The sequence below is a fragment of the Flavobacterium sp. ENC genome, from assembly GCF_020991415.1.
GTDB lineage: Bacteria > Bacteroidota > Bacteroidia > Flavobacteriales > Flavobacteriaceae > Flavobacterium.
In genome coordinates this window covers 374,271-388,402 of sequence record NZ_JAJMOY010000002.1, presented here as the reverse complement: position 1 = coordinate 388,402, position 14,132 = coordinate 374,271, and the positions used below count along the sequence as shown (strand labels likewise).

Annotated in this window: 12 protein-coding genes; 11 read left to right on the top strand and 1 reads right to left on the bottom strand. The window is 40.4% G+C overall.

Annotation, left to right across the window (positions count from 1 at the left end; translation table 11 throughout):
* The first annotated feature begins 16 nt into the window (after positions 1–16).
* The 11 genes from LPB89_RS06490 to LPB89_RS06440 all read left to right on the top strand — a co-directional run bounded on the left by LPB89_RS06490 (position 17) and on the right by LPB89_RS06440 (position 13,171).
* A complete protein-coding gene (locus LPB89_RS06490; RefSeq protein ID WP_230700955.1) occupies positions 17–850 on the top strand; it encodes a hypothetical protein in 834 nt (277 codons plus the stop codon).
* A gap of 69 nt (positions 851–919) precedes the next feature.
* The gene (locus LPB89_RS06485; protein ID WP_230700954.1) at positions 920–1,843 is read left to right on the top strand and encodes a hypothetical protein; all 924 of its coding nucleotides are present in this window, start codon (positions 920–922) and stop codon (positions 1,841–1,843) included.
* Positions 1,833–3,200 (top strand): ATP-binding protein, encoded by a 1,368-nt coding sequence (locus LPB89_RS06480; protein ID WP_230700953.1) that lies wholly within the window; start codon positions 1,833–1,835, stop codon positions 3,198–3,200. Before LPB89_RS06485 ends, LPB89_RS06480 begins: the two co-directional genes overlap by 11 nt.
* A 60-nt stretch (positions 3,201–3,260) precedes the next feature.
* Entirely contained in the window at positions 3,261–4,544 is a 1,284-nt protein-coding gene (locus LPB89_RS06475) for a hypothetical protein (protein WP_230700952.1), read from the top strand.
* Positions 4,545–4,670: 126 nt separating this feature from the next.
* Positions 4,671–5,228 (top strand): hypothetical protein, encoded by a 558-nt coding sequence (locus tag LPB89_RS06470; protein ID WP_230700951.1) that lies wholly within the window; start codon positions 4,671–4,673, stop codon positions 5,226–5,228.
* Between the two features lie 213 nt (positions 5,229–5,441).
* Positions 5,442–6,092 (top strand): glycoside hydrolase family 25 protein, encoded by a 651-nt coding sequence (locus LPB89_RS06465; RefSeq protein WP_230700950.1) that lies wholly within the window; start codon positions 5,442–5,444, stop codon positions 6,090–6,092.
* A 45-nt stretch (positions 6,093–6,137) separates the two neighbouring features.
* The gene (locus tag LPB89_RS06460) at positions 6,138–6,920 is read left to right on the top strand and encodes a GH-E family nuclease (protein WP_230700949.1); all 783 of its coding nucleotides are present in this window, start codon (positions 6,138–6,140) and stop codon (positions 6,918–6,920) included.
* Between the two features lie 50 nt (positions 6,921–6,970).
* Positions 6,971–8,266 carry a DUF4157 domain-containing protein gene (locus LPB89_RS06455; protein ID WP_230700948.1) on the top strand — a complete coding sequence of 432 codons (1,296 nt, stop codon included), beginning with the start codon at positions 6,971–6,973 and terminating at the stop codon, positions 8,264–8,266.
* Between the two features lie 72 nt (positions 8,267–8,338).
* Positions 8,339–9,874: a DUF4157 domain-containing protein gene (locus tag LPB89_RS06450; protein ID WP_230700947.1), complete on the top strand. Its 1,536-nt coding sequence runs from the start codon at positions 8,339–8,341 to the stop codon at positions 9,872–9,874.
* 13 nt (positions 9,875–9,887) lie between these two features.
* Entirely contained in the window at positions 9,888–11,516 is a 1,629-nt protein-coding gene (locus LPB89_RS06445; RefSeq protein ID WP_230700946.1) for a DUF4157 domain-containing protein, read from the top strand.
* A 29-nt stretch (positions 11,517–11,545) separates the two neighbouring features.
* On the top strand, positions 11,546–13,171 hold the full coding sequence (locus tag LPB89_RS06440; protein WP_230700945.1) for a hypothetical protein: 1,626 nt from the start codon (positions 11,546–11,548) through the stop codon (positions 13,169–13,171).
* A gap of 200 nt (positions 13,172–13,371) precedes the next feature.
* On the opposite strand, the gene LPB89_RS06435 is transcribed toward LPB89_RS06440, so the two are convergent.
* On the bottom strand, positions 13,372–14,007 hold the full coding sequence (locus LPB89_RS06435) for a hypothetical protein (protein WP_230700944.1): 636 nt from the start codon (positions 14,005–14,007) through the stop codon (positions 13,372–13,374).
* Between the last annotated feature and the right edge of the window lie 125 nt (positions 14,008–14,132).

Here is a 14,132-nt window from a genome sequence, read left to right as displayed (position 1 = left end):
CGTTAAATTCTAAAATATGGAAAGTATAGCCGTAGTAAAACCAACTCCGAAAAGATATGGAATTACAGAAAAGAAAAAATCAGACCTGGATTTATTAACTTCTCAGGTAACAGACGCTCAGGCTGTTGTTCAGCAGCAGCTGACCGTGGTTTCGTCCCTTAACCAGAAAGCCATAAAATACCAGGGCTACTTAGTGGAGGCAGAAAACAGCAGAACCCAGTCGCTGAGCAATAAACTACTTGCCGAGCAGGTCGTTCAGAATGCACTGGACCTGACCCAAAATTCGCAAATCGCCTTTTCTAAAATGACGGCAGCCAACGAAAACACCGAAGGCGTCGCCAAAGAAATAGCAGAATTGATCAATAAACTGATTTACTCCGTCGAAATTATCAATAAATTGTCGAATGTGGTGATCCGCAAAAAAGCATTAAACCCACTTATTTCAGATGATCTGATCACTAAAATAAATGCTGCCGGAACAGACGCTAACAATGCTGTTGCCCTTACCCTTATTGCCCTGAAATCGATCTTTGCCGCGCAGTCGCTTTGTCTCGAATCGGAAGCGATCACGGCGCTGGAGCAGAAACAGGCGTTAACGCTTTACCTGACCCTGACCGGAAAAAAGAGTGTGAACCAGCCTTTTACGCTAAAAGACAACTCCTCTATCCTGGCCTTGCTGGCTACGGCTGATATTGAGGCAAAAGCTGCCTATCTGGAAGCCAATAAAGCCAATGATGAAACCACGAGACAACTGAATAGCGCCACTGCCAAATTAAACAAAGCCCAGGTTGAACTTCAATCGCTTCAGGCTGCTTTGGCTGCAGCAAATGCGGCTGCCCTGGCCTCTTAAGAAAACTAAAAGGTCCACTGTTGCAGTATATTTGTTTCAGTGGACTTTAATCTCTTAATCTCAGATCGTATGGATAACATCTATAAAAACTTTTACAGACAGTTTTATTTAAAAACAGCCGGCTTTATACCGACAAAGCCCTTAAGCCAAAGCCTCTTTCCCGGCGATTATTTTCAGATCAAAAATGGCGAAATTACCGTATTGGGCAATTTGTACCGCAATACGATCATCGCTCCGGAAGATGCCGACTTAAGTGCTGCAGTACTTTTAAATGCACCGAACTGGAATTTTAGTGACGGGATTTCAAAACCATACTCCGGCCGCGGATATGGCCAGACCGCTATTGAAGGACAATTTGAATTCAGCAAGCAGATACTGGCTTTTGCGAATAAGGGAAGTTTTATCTTTAAAGCCGAAGAACCGCAGTCCGTAAAAATCAATAACTGGAATGATATTCAGCAGCAGTTAATTATAAAACTGACACAGACTTTATTCTCTTTTCGTGAAATTTATATTGTGACAGAAAGTGCCACCGCAACAGCCACCACACTTGCCATTGCCGGTGAAAAAGAAGCGGAACTGGAACTGGCGAGCGAAAGTGAAAATTTTGGCCTGGTGGATATTTTCGGACAGGAAAATACCAAAACAATCCAGTCTAAGGATATCGAATACTACCATCGTGAGACCAAAAGAAAACCCGCTTATTTTAAAGCGAAAAAACTGGTGGTGCAGGAGGAAAAACTGGCTTATTTTATTAGTGATTTCATTAGTAAAACCAATAATTCGACAGAATGGACAGATACTTTCTACAATTCGAACTTTCATAACGATGCCGGCCAGAATTCGCAAATGATCATGCAAAATGCACAGGGTTATTTTCTGGATATGTTACAAGCCAATGAATTGAATCCGAACACGGCCTTATTGTATTTTAAATGGGCAGACGCCAACTTAGACGATGTCGAAAAACTCTTTGCCAATTATGGAAACTAATCCCAACTTACTGGTACTGGACAGAGAGATGGACTGGCTGCAAAAAGTAATTGATCAGGTCATCTGCAGTTACCTGCTTCAGGAAGGCCATGAAAATCACTGGATGGATATTCCGCTGCCCGCAGCCTCAACAGAAACTGAAGACAGTGTGTACTATCAAAAACTGGAAGAATGGAATCTGAACCTGTTCGAAAGACTTTGCCTTGCCCTGATACTGGCCCCGCAGATCAAACCGGAAGCACTGGATATTTTCTTCAGTAAAAATGCCTTGTACGATCGCGGTTTTACGGAATTTGGCGGCGTTATCAATAAAAATCACAGTGGATTTATACCCACAGGCCAGACGTTGTCTTTTCTTATCACGGCGGTCAATCCGGAGTTAAAGGTGGAAATACTGAACGTTTTAAGTGCTGCTAACATCCTGGCAAAAGAACAGGTTTTGATTCTGGAAGCCACAGAATCAAATGTGCCACTTCTAAACCAGACCATAACGGTTAACGAGCGCTGGCTGCATTATTTTATCACCGGTACCTTACCACGGCTGGAGCATAGTGTTTCGTTTCCCGCCCAGCAAATCACGACCAACCTTAGCTGGTCTGATCTGGTTTTGGAAAATCATGTCATGGAACAGGTAATGGAAATTAACGCCTGGCTGAATCACGGGGAAACCCTGATGACCGAATGGGGACTTGAAAACAAAATCAAAGCCGGGTACCGGACGCTTTTTTACGGGCCTCCGGGAACAGGAAAAACCCTTACGGCTACGTTACTGGGCAAAAACACCAATCGTCAAGTGTATCGGGTCGACCTTTCGATGATTGTCTCCAAATACATTGGGGAAACCGAAAAAAACCTGTCGAAAATATTTGACGTCGCGCAGCATAAAGACTGGATTTTGTTTTTCGATGAAGCAGATGCGCTTTTTGGGAAAAGAACCAGTGCCTCCTCTTCCAACGACAGGCACGCCAACCAGCAAACCGGTTATCTATTACAGCGCATTGAAGACTTTCCGGGCGTAGTGATACTGGCTTCGAATTTAAAGGAGAATATGGACGAGGCTTTTTCAAGAAGGTTTCAGTCGATGATTCATTTTGGAATGCCGGCTCCGGAAGAACGTCTGCTGTTATGGGAAAATGCCTTTTCCGGAAAATGTAAACTCGATCCTGCTATTGATCTCGAAAACATTGCAGAACAATACGAACTCGCTGGTGGTGCCATTATCAATGTATTACGCTATTGTGCCCTGAAAGCCATTCAGCAAAACGAAACCGTAGTAAGCTTTCAGGATTTGCTGGAAGGTATCCGAAGAGAATTTAAGAAAGAAAACCGCACGCTGAATGTTACGCAAATGAATTAATTAGATGTTTTTTTCAAAAAATAACTATCCAAAACAATTTAATAAAACAAACTTTTTATTATGGAATCAACTACAAATTGGGCCATTGACCAGTATAAAATTACGGTTAACGGTCAGCCATTCTTTGGCAACGGAGTGAGTTACTCACCCGTACCCTGGGGAGCCTGTAGCGCTTTTGTTCCCTACGGAGATTTTACAATTAATACCTGGAACTCGGTATGGAGAAGAGACCTCGAACTGATGAGAACCAATGGAGTCAATCTTTTAAAAACCTACAACACTCTTGACTCTGCACAGCTCATAGCAGGTGGAAATCCCGGAACCTGGGACCACGAGCACAAAGATTTTCTGGATGCCTGCTGGAACAATGGCGAAAATCCTATTTATGTATTAATGGGTTACGCACCACCCAAAACCAATCAGCAGGCATTTTTGCCTCTTACCTGGTCGGACAAGGCAAATGTAGATTTGCGTGCTTCATTCAAAACCGCCTTAATTAATCTGGCGTCTGCCTGGAGAGCCTATCCCGCAGTAATGGGATTTGCAATGGCAAATGAAGTGAATGCAGAGAATGTAATCCAAAATCCATTGTTTTTTAAATACTGGAACGAGGTTGCTACCGCCATTGGCAGTACCGTTCCGGGGAAGCTGACCACACTGGTAAATTCTGATGACAGTATGCATAGTGTCACTAACGGAAACCAATATATGACGGCAGGCAATTTCTTTTGGGGCTATAATTCCTATCGCGGAAACTGGACCAATTCAAATGGGTTTGATGATTTATTCTCCACATTTAAAACAGCAACTGCTGCAAATCCTCATCCTTTAATGCTTACCGAATGGGGAGTTCCTGCTTCTACGCACGATGGTGCAGGAAATATTCAGCCAATGAATGCTTCTCAGATGGATAATTTGGTTACTTATGTTACAGGTCATTATAACGATATGGTCGCCAATCGATCTGATAGCGGTGCGGGGGTTTGCTGTGGAGGTACCTATTTTGAATGGACTGATGAATGGTGGAAAGCAGATCCGCCGGGATCACAATGTAATGATCCTGATGCAGCACTGACATGCAGTTCGGGAGTATGGAATCCAGGGCCTGACATGAGTTTTAAGCCCCATTTTCCCGGAAACTACTACGACGAGGAAGCGTTCGGATTATTTTCAATTGCTCCCGTTAGCCCTGCTACCAGAAAACCTGTCAATGAAGGCGGATGTGTCGGCCCATGGAATCCGGAAAACAATACACCTTATGCACCTGATATATTAACCGCAAGACCACATGCCAAAGCTTTATTTACAGCTATGTTAGGTTTTAAAAAAGCGAAAGCTCTTTAATGTAAGAATAGCGTGGCTGCGAAAAACATCTCAGCCATGCTATTTGTTATGTCTTTTTTGGATTTTTGAATTTAAAAACAGCTGAGGCCGATGCAATAATAAGGATCAGGAAAAATAGAAACGATTATGAAAAATAGTGAAGACAAACCTGCTGTCCTGCTTCCTAAAAAGCATATTTATACGCATAAAACGGAGCTCAAAATTGGAAACTGGAAAAACAATTTCGATCTGAATTATACCCAGACCCTCATTGCAATTGCCCTGAATCATTGCTGTAAATATCATGATCTCATCATCAATGGTTATTTAATCACAGCAAAGAGCCTGTATTTAGTAGCCAAAACTCATGAAAAATCAATTGATATGATGCTGAATAAAATAGAGGACCATATCAGTCTCCTGTTAAAAGACGATAACCGAATCGTAAAAAACAAGAAATACAATATTGATTTTATGCTGGACAATGAGGATGTTTTTTTTGAGATTCAGGAGCCCTTTTTTAAAGTATATCCTTTAAAAAACGACTATATGATTCCCCTCATTACCGGTAAAAAAATAGAGCTACCTTATTACGACCGGAGACTTGAAGCTTTAAAACAGCTGGTTCATCATCATCCGTTTTGTTCCGCTGTTGATTATTCGGGGGCAATCGGTCCGGTACAGGTAACCTTATTAAAAGATTAAAAACTACACCTTGAGTATAATTTGAAATTGATGTCAGGCTGAGCAAAGTCGAAGCACTTTCTTGTCTAAAAAGCCTTCGACTCCGCTCAGGATGCCCTTCGACTTCGCTCAGGATGCCCTTCGACTTCGCTCAGGATGACATTGATTTCTAAAAGAATGTGCATGACACTAATAATCCAGCCTAAAGGCATTTAACCAACCAAAAATCAAACTATGAATACAGCACCAGCAATAGCCGATAATTTTACCGTTTTTGGAATTGATATTTCAAAATATCAGGGAGACGAAATCAACTTTCTTAACAAACAGTCCGACGGCCTGACTTTTATCATATGCAAAGCGACAGAAGGCATTACCTATACCGATTCGAGTTTTAAAACCAACTGGCCGGCAATTCAGGCAAAAGGTTTTGTGCGCGGTGCGTATCATTTTTACCATTGCGATGATGATCCCGCCAAACAGGTGGCTAATTATCTGGGAGTCATTGGTGAATTTGCAAAAACCGATTTCCCTCCTATTGTCGATTTTGAAGAAACCAGTATCGATCCCGGGATTGACAAAACTGCCATACAGCCCAATTTACTGCAATTCTTAACGTTGCTGGAGCAAAAAACAGGAAGAAAACCACTTATTTATACAGATAACAATACTGCAAATGCCTATCTGACAGATCCTGCTTTTGCGGGTTACCAGTTATGGATAGCCGATTACAATGCCACACTCACTTTACCAAACGTCTGGAAATCCCAGCCTTGGACGTTATGGCAAAAATCTGCGAACTATACCTTAAATAATCAGTCCAACGATTTTGATGTTTTTAATGGAGATGCCGCCGCTTTTAAAAGTTTCATCCAAAACAGTTAAGATTCGAATCAAAACAGGAAACCCTTTAAATTAAAAAAAGCAGGAATGGAAAGATATCAGGGTAAAATATCAGACAATAAAACCGTAACAACTGCCGCGAATGTAAATCGTAGTAGTGCTGCGGTACAACTGAAAGATAATCGGGAGCTGTCACTTGTTCAGAGAAGGCTGCAGGAGCCAGCAGATTATACCACTGATGCAAACCAAACTGTTCAGCTACAAGGCAAAATATCAGGTACTGTTATTCAGTTAGGCAAGAAAAATAAAAAAGACGATTCATCAGAGGATGAATATGTACCGCCACAGGGTAAAAAGCAAAAACGATTTACCATACCCAGACAAACTGTAGAAAAGGTGATAAAAAAAACGGCACACAAACGCGTGCATCACAATAGTAAATACCGCGATGTTTACAGCTGTCCTGCCTGCACACGGCCACTGGCTTCAACAACAAAAGGAAAGATAAACCTGGACCTGACAAGATTTGACTATACCAGTAAAGGAGGAAATAAACACAGCCAGCGTGCCTTAGCCCTGGATCATTTTCCGCCATGGGCAGAAAGGGAACGTGCCCTGAAAGCAAGAGGAGCCTCTCATGAAGAAATGAAAGAAGATCATAATGACCCTTCCCGATTAAGGGCTTTGTGCAAAAAATGCAATGAGAGCCATAAATTTGAAAGCAAAAAAAAGCTCGATTATAAAAGTGAGGACGATGAAGAAGGCTATGTTACCGATGACGGGGAACATGAAAACAAAGGCAACTACAAAGATTTTCGTAAAGATCCGCCCCCTGACCCGGGTTCCGGAAGTGCAGGTATTACGGCCTGAGACAGCCTGCTTTAAAAGTGGATAAACAGCAAATGTAATTTTATACTACTATGAAATACGCAAAGGATAAAACAGAGACCAAACAGCTTACCTCTTCCGCCGGAAACGTAAAAGGTAATAAAGCAATCGAATTGCAGGACAATCGTTCTGCTTCCATTCAAAGAAAAAGCAATAACACCGGCTTGCCTGATGCTTTAAAAAACGGAATGGAGAGTCTTAGCAATAAAAACCTGGATCATGTCAAAGTACATTACAATTCCTCCAAACCGGCAACCGTACAGGCCCTTGCCTATGCACAGGGTTCAAACATTCATTTGGCACCGGGGCAGGAAAAACATTTGCCCCACGAATTAGGCCATGTGGTACAGCAAATGGAAGGACGCGTAAAACCAACCATGAAGGTTGGCGGCACACCGGTCAATAATGATCCGGCACTGGAACAGGAAGCAACCCATATGGGCCAGCGTGCCATTCAGCGCGCCAGCATTTCACGTCCTCCGGAAAATGCCAAAACCATTCAGCCCAAAAAAATACAGGAAGACCACACGGCCCAATTTCAATCCATGGACCATCTGGGTGTTCCGGGTGTCAATTATGCACTGATGAGTCAGGCGGATTATGGAAAATGGCAGGGAACCGTTCAGGCAAAATCCATGAGCGGTGTGCATCATAACGGCGATCAGGTCGTCGTAACCCAGTTTCAAAACTCAAGCGAAGTACAACAGTACTTTCTATCGAATCAGGTGGTGGGCGGATTTGTAATTCTCGAAGGTATATTATCCCTGTCTGCCGGTATCGCCATACTTGCCTTATCACATGGAGTCGCATTAGGTCCGGGAATCGCAGCGATAGCGGTTGGGGTAGCAAAGATTGTGCGCGGGGCCATCACGATTCATGGCAAAGACAAGCCTAGTAAAACACAAAAAAAGCTGATAGATTCACTGCGTGCGTTTGAGGCCATGGCAACAATAGTGGGTGCCAGCACCGGGTCTGTTCTCAATATTGCAGGACTGGTATTTGGTATCGCCAAGGCATTGCGCTCTGTCATGCATTTCCTTATTGATTTTGTAAATAAAGATAACTATCCAAATGCCCATAAAGCTTTTACCGGAATTGCAGCAGCAATCCACTGGATTGAAGTGGCTGCCGGCCTCGCAGGAGGCAGTATGGATGCTCACAGCGCACTTGCAGGAGAAGGTGCACAAAAGGCTGTTACGGCTGTTTCAGGAATAGGGGTTGCCGCTTCAAAAACTTTGAGATCTACCAATCAGAGTGTAAAAGCAGTAAAAACGATTCGTTCGTCAGGGGAAGAACTTCCAACAGCAAACACGCCGCTTATTGCCTGATTTTTTACTCACAACTATATAGCCAATAAAAACAGCTGAATAGAATTTTGTTTACCCACTAAAAAATGTGATATGGAGCAGACTTTCAATAAAACAACCAAAAGCGATACACAAGCTGTTTCGGCTAGTCTGAGTGAGAAAACCATTCAAAATAAAGCAAAAGCATTACAGGACAATCGCCCTGCTTCTATTCTTCAAAGAAAAGCAAACCATACCGGCCTTCCCGACCAATTAAAGTCCGGAATAGAAAATCTGTCCGGCCATAGTATCGATGATGTCAAAGTGCATTATAACTCCGACAAACCTGCCCAGCTTCAGGCACACGCGTATGCACAGGGAACCGACATTCATATCGCTTCCGGACAGGAAAAACATTTACCACACGAAGCCTGGCATGTAGTACAGCAAAAACAGGGGCGGGTAAAACCGACTCTGCAAATGAAAGGTAAAGTAAATGTAAACGATGATAAAGGGCTCGAAAAAGAGGCTGATGTTATGGGTGCGAAAGCATTGCAATTTTATGGTAAGTCCCAAACTCTTAAAAATGCTGCAAGTAACGACATCATTCAAAGAATGACTATTAACCCTGAAAATGGATTTGATAAAAAATTAGGAGATAACAAAAAAACAATTGAAAAGCTTAAAAAATTAATAAAACTAATGAGAACTGCTTTAAGCAATGATTTTCCAAACGATGAAATTACAATTGAAATTACGAATACAGGAGAAATAACTCCTGCATGGAATCATCATAAGGGAACCTTACATCATCCCGGAAAACCTGGCAATATCGGAGTTCAGTTAAACAAATGGTACTTAGAGAACGTTTCTATAGGAGACTTAGTCGGAATGTTTATTCATGAAATAGGTGTGCATACTTTTGCCGACAAAAAAATGGGATATGATGCTAACGGCAGGACAAACGGAAATCGCGACGCAAATTTAGAAGTTGCAGATGTAAAAAACGATCACAATGTCAGTTATAACAATAAAATCAGAAAAATAGAAAAATACCCAAATGCCATTGAATCGAAATTAAAAAAAGGCAGATCCAGACAAATTGACCACGTAAACTTAGCTAAAAGTCTTGCCGGAGGAAAAAGTACCAGATCTGACCATTATGTCGATTTATATTTAGCTACCGGAGATTCTTTAGATAAGAATTTAGATGGAAAAGAAAAAGACCAGGCACTTAAGGATTTAACCCGCTCTTTCTTATTTGATTTAGGCAGATTAGCGGCTACAGATGATGGTGGTGCTGCTTCCCTATTTTGGAATACCCAAAATATAGGGGAATTAATGAACTATTACTATAAAACCATTTTAAAAGGATACGAAACGAATCATAAATGGCTAATAAAAGCATCTCATAACATTAAAACAGGAAGATGGGAATTACGTGGTTATTTACTTCAACAACTGGGCAAATTAGCCGTTTCATCTAACCCTGCTGTACAGGTGGTACGTTCCGGAATATCCGGAGTGCTTGCAGGCGGGATTGTATTAGCTGCCGGTGCAACATTGGCAACGGCGGCACTTCCAGCGTTGGTTACCGGTGCTCTCGTTGGCGGAGCCGTACATTATTTTCAAAAACAACTTGGTGTTTAAAATACTTTAACCAATGATGCAACATTCAACTGATATAAAAGATACAAGCAAAACACAAGCTGTAGCGAATAGCCTGAATGAAAAACCTATTCAAAATAAAGCAAAAGCATTACAGGACAATCGCCCTTCTTCTATTCTGCAAAGAAAAGCAAACTATACCGGACTGCCCGACCCCTTAAAGTCCGGAATAGAAAATCTTTCCGGCCATAGTATGGATGATGTTAAAGTACATTACAACTCCGACAAACCTGCACAACTTAATGCGCATGCCTATGCACAGGGAACCGACATCCATATCGCTTCCGGACAGGAAAAACATTTACCACACGAAGCCTGGCATGTGGTACAGCAAAAACAAGGACGGGTAAAACCGACTTTACAAATGAAAGGTAAAGTAAATGTAAACGATGATAAAGGGCTCGAAAAAGAGGCTGATGTTATGGGAGCCAAAGCTCTCAATACCACGCACAGTACACAATTAAAAGTTCTTAAAAAGAAGCCGGCCAACTCCTATGTAGTTCAGAATGCAAGGAATAAGGAAACCGCCAAAGAGAAATTTGACCGACAGATGAAGGAGATGAACGAACGTATAAAAAAAGCAAATGAAAAAATAGCAAACATACATAAAATAAAAGCTGAACTTGGTGTTGATGCTACTGCAACACCAATGAATCCGGCTTTTTTTGTAGGCGCATTTCCTACTACAGACCATTTGGATATTTCAAAAAAAGAAGCAAGATTAGCCAATTTCAGTTCAATGGTCAAAGAATTTGTAAATGCAATGCAAAAGAATAACGTAACTCCGGAAATACAAACAGCATTGGTCAAAACGGCTTTGGGCGCTTCAGAATCAATTTATGTTTCCGGAAATACTTCTAATGCCAATAATAAAATCAGAGGTAAAAAAGCAATGGTTTTAGGTGATTATTACAAAGCTAATATTCGCCCGATAAGTGTTCGGAGAAGAGTAAAAGGTATTGAAAACGTTGCCCGGAGCATGGGGTATAAAGCAAAAGGAAGATATGTGGTTAAGAAAGATTTCAGGGCTAAAATAAAAGTAGTCAAAGGCGATACGGAAAATACTATAGCACAAAAAATAATCCGAAGTTTACTAACGGAGCATAAGCGTAATCCTCTTCGTCTGACCGGAACCAGTTCCAGAAAATTTGCGAGAGCCCACGCTTCTAAACAGATGAACGTACCTACTAATAAAGAAAATATTCATGCAGAATCGGCCATACTTGCCAGTATACGTGATACCAAACAAAAAATATTAGAAATTGGAGGCACAAAAGTTGCCTGTATGGCGTGTCAGGCCTATTTTACCAAATTAGGCGAACACGAGTTACTTGGAGATCATACCGGGTATGGATGGATCTCTAAGTCATCCCTGGCACAAATCAAACTATTAATAGATTCTATAGAAACAGCGGAAGATTATCTGGTAAACCTTGTCAAAATATTAGAATCCAGATTATTATCTCTAAAAAGATTTACCGGAGCTGCGGGGGATAAAAATGTAGAAGATGCCGAACCAGAATCAGATGCTGATGATACTGATTCTGAAGATGAGGACTCTTTAGTCCTGTTAGAAAAATCCAGTGTTATTAGAGAAATTGCTTTAGCCTTATTAAATAGTTGATAAAAAGCACATCACAAATTGAAATTAGTATGGAACATTTTCAAGATAAAACGAACAGAAGCAAAACGCAATCTGTTTCAGATAGTCTGAATAAGAAAACCGTTCAGAATAAGGCAATAGTACTCGAGGACAATCGCCATGCCTCTCTCCTGCAACGAAAAGCGAACAACACCGGCCTGCCAGATCCCCAGTCTGACGTCATGGGCGCAAAAATGCTTAGCCGGCAAAAAACAATTCAGCCAAAAGCAACCTTTAATTTTCGCCAGGTCATACAAAGGGTTTTAAATGCACAAAACGTGGCAGCCAAAGGCCATCAGTTTTTAGCAGCGCATGAAGAGGAAAGACAATTGATCTTAAAAGCAAATAAATTACTGCAGGATTTTAGTGAACACGATTCTCCGGCAACCTTTCATGCGGTTAGTTCGAAACTAACGGCAATAAGAGATGCTTGTTATGCCCAAACCAATATTCAGGCTGATCTGGTTCAGGAATACGTTGATATTGCTGATGAAGCCATTAGAAAAACATTTCTGGATACGGTTTTACAAAAAGATTCGAAAGCTTTAAAACCTCTCTTTAACCGACTCATTAACCAGACACCACTGGGTGATGGTGTGGATGCTAAATACAAAAAAATATTCCTGTCTTATGTGCTTCAGGGAATGAAATTCACAGCCGGCGAGGGTCGTTTTAAAGAATTAATGCAGCTTTTAGGAGACCGGAATATCGAAATCAATCAACTTCTCATTGGACCCAGTGCCGGATTGCAAAATCCCGAAATTGATAATCCACTGGGAGAAAAAACGGAACGCCGGGATAAAGTGGCAGACGCCGAATTGCTTGCACAACATCATAACAATCTGAGTGAATTTATAAAAGCAAAGGCAACAGGTGCTTATACACGCACAGCAAACCCCGGAAGGGCAGAAATTGGTGATGCAACAGTCAATATGGAAAGAAGTCAGACTTTACTCCCAATTTATTACGGCCATACCGCTACAAAAGATATACAGGCTTTTACCTCTCCTATGTTTGCCGCTAATCATCATGAACTTGGCCACGTAGTCAATAAATTAAAAGGAATGGCAGGAGTTTCTGCTGATAAATACAGGGGTGAACCCATTCTAAATCAGCTTACAGACGAAGAAGAAATGCATAATATCAGTATCGATCAACACAGTGACAAAGCCCTTACAGACCAAATGAAATTACCCGAAAGGATTGCTCATGGCGCCATGGGCGGGCTGGATGCTGCTTCACCAGCACTGGACAGAGAATCAATGGCTACTGACTTAACGAAGTGGGATACTCTTACCTACAACTTAACACCCGACAGGAAAAAGAACCTTGAACTTATTAAACGCATCGCTGACGCCAATTGGAGTGAACATACAAAATATGGCAGTAAACCATCGGGTGTAAAAAAAATCATGGAAAAAGTTACCAGTATAAATAATAAGGGATTAGGAATTAAAAAACAATTCGAGGAGGTCAGAAAAATTGCAATCGCCGCTGCTGCAGAAAAATCTTCCAACCGTTCTGTTCACACATCGGATTTCTACACCATTTTAAGCCAAATGAATGTTGATTCTTCTGATGGATTAACTGCATTAGAAGGTAAACTGAATACCTTAGTTGCTAATGGGAAATTATAAAAATCAACTGATTAAGTATAATTCAAACCTGGTGTCAGGCTGAGCGGAGTCGAAACCTCTTGCTGGTGCTATCGTTGCGCTAGTGTACATCATCTTGTCTCGTCCTGAAAAAAGTTTACATATTTGTAATTTACATAAATCCTAATAAAAAGAAATTCAACCCCAACACATCTGGTACATTACAGAAACAATAAAAAAAACTATTTTACTTTATTATTTTCTAATTTTAAATATTTCAAATCAGAGCTTTTTAAATCTATAGGAATTAATAAATTACAAACTTCATCTTTGTATATATTTATATAAGATAATCCATCTTTAAAATATAAATCCATTAACACATCTTTTAATTGATATTTACATTCAAGGTTTGTTCTTTTTACTGCTAAAATTTTTTTCACCCTATTTTCAAAATCTTTTGTTCTATTTAATTTCACCCAAAACAATTCATTTTTTAGCCGTATAAGATTATAAAAATCCATTGATTCAATATCTCGTGGAGAGCGAAATATTGTAGTACTAATTATCATTAAACTTATAAATCCATTAGAAGAATGTCCTACTTCACATTTTGCATTTATTTTACATTCCCGATCTTTATCTTCACAATATCTATTTACTAATTCTTTTGAAATAATTTTTTCTATTAACTTTTGAGATGACAAATCAGAAATTATCGGTTTATTTATAGTAATATTTTTCAATATTACTTTTTCATATTTAACAGGAAAGGTTTTTACTTTAATTTCCGTTTTTAAATCCTTAAAATTATTTACTTGACTATTGCATTTCAGACCCATTAAAACTAATACAAGTAATAAATATACTTTTTTCATTCTTTATTTCTTTAATATTTTTTTTGCAGCTTGTACAAGTGCCGCAGGAGTGGGCTCAAACCCATCGCTGTTGATAAAAAAAATATGATTATTAAAAGCGTAGTTATATGAACTATCTTCCAAGT

Coding starts and splice junctions, on each gene's coding strand:
- LPB89_RS06490 (WP_230700955.1), top strand. CDS start 17: ATGGAAAGTATAGCCGTAGTAAAACCAACTCCGAAAAGATATGGAATT.
- LPB89_RS06485 (WP_230700954.1), top strand. CDS start 920: ATGGATAACATCTATAAAAACTTTTACAGACAGTTTTATTTAAAAACA.
- LPB89_RS06480 (WP_230700953.1), top strand. CDS start 1,833: ATGGAAACTAATCCCAACTTACTGGTACTGGACAGAGAGATGGACTGG.
- LPB89_RS06475 (WP_230700952.1), top strand. CDS start 3,261: ATGGAATCAACTACAAATTGGGCCATTGACCAGTATAAAATTACGGTT.
- LPB89_RS06470 (WP_230700951.1), top strand. CDS start 4,671: ATGAAAAATAGTGAAGACAAACCTGCTGTCCTGCTTCCTAAAAAGCAT.
- LPB89_RS06465 (WP_230700950.1), top strand. CDS start 5,442: ATGAATACAGCACCAGCAATAGCCGATAATTTTACCGTTTTTGGAATT.
- LPB89_RS06460 (WP_230700949.1), top strand. CDS start 6,138: ATGGAAAGATATCAGGGTAAAATATCAGACAATAAAACCGTAACAACT.
- LPB89_RS06455 (WP_230700948.1), top strand. CDS start 6,971: ATGAAATACGCAAAGGATAAAACAGAGACCAAACAGCTTACCTCTTCC.
- LPB89_RS06450 (WP_230700947.1), top strand. CDS start 8,339: ATGGAGCAGACTTTCAATAAAACAACCAAAAGCGATACACAAGCTGTT.
- LPB89_RS06445 (WP_230700946.1), top strand. CDS start 9,888: ATGATGCAACATTCAACTGATATAAAAGATACAAGCAAAACACAAGCT.
- LPB89_RS06440 (WP_230700945.1), top strand. CDS start 11,546: ATGGAACATTTTCAAGATAAAACGAACAGAAGCAAAACGCAATCTGTT.
- LPB89_RS06435 (WP_230700944.1), bottom strand. CDS start 14,007: ATGAAAAAAGTATATTTATTACTTGTATTAGTTTTAATGGGTCTGAAA.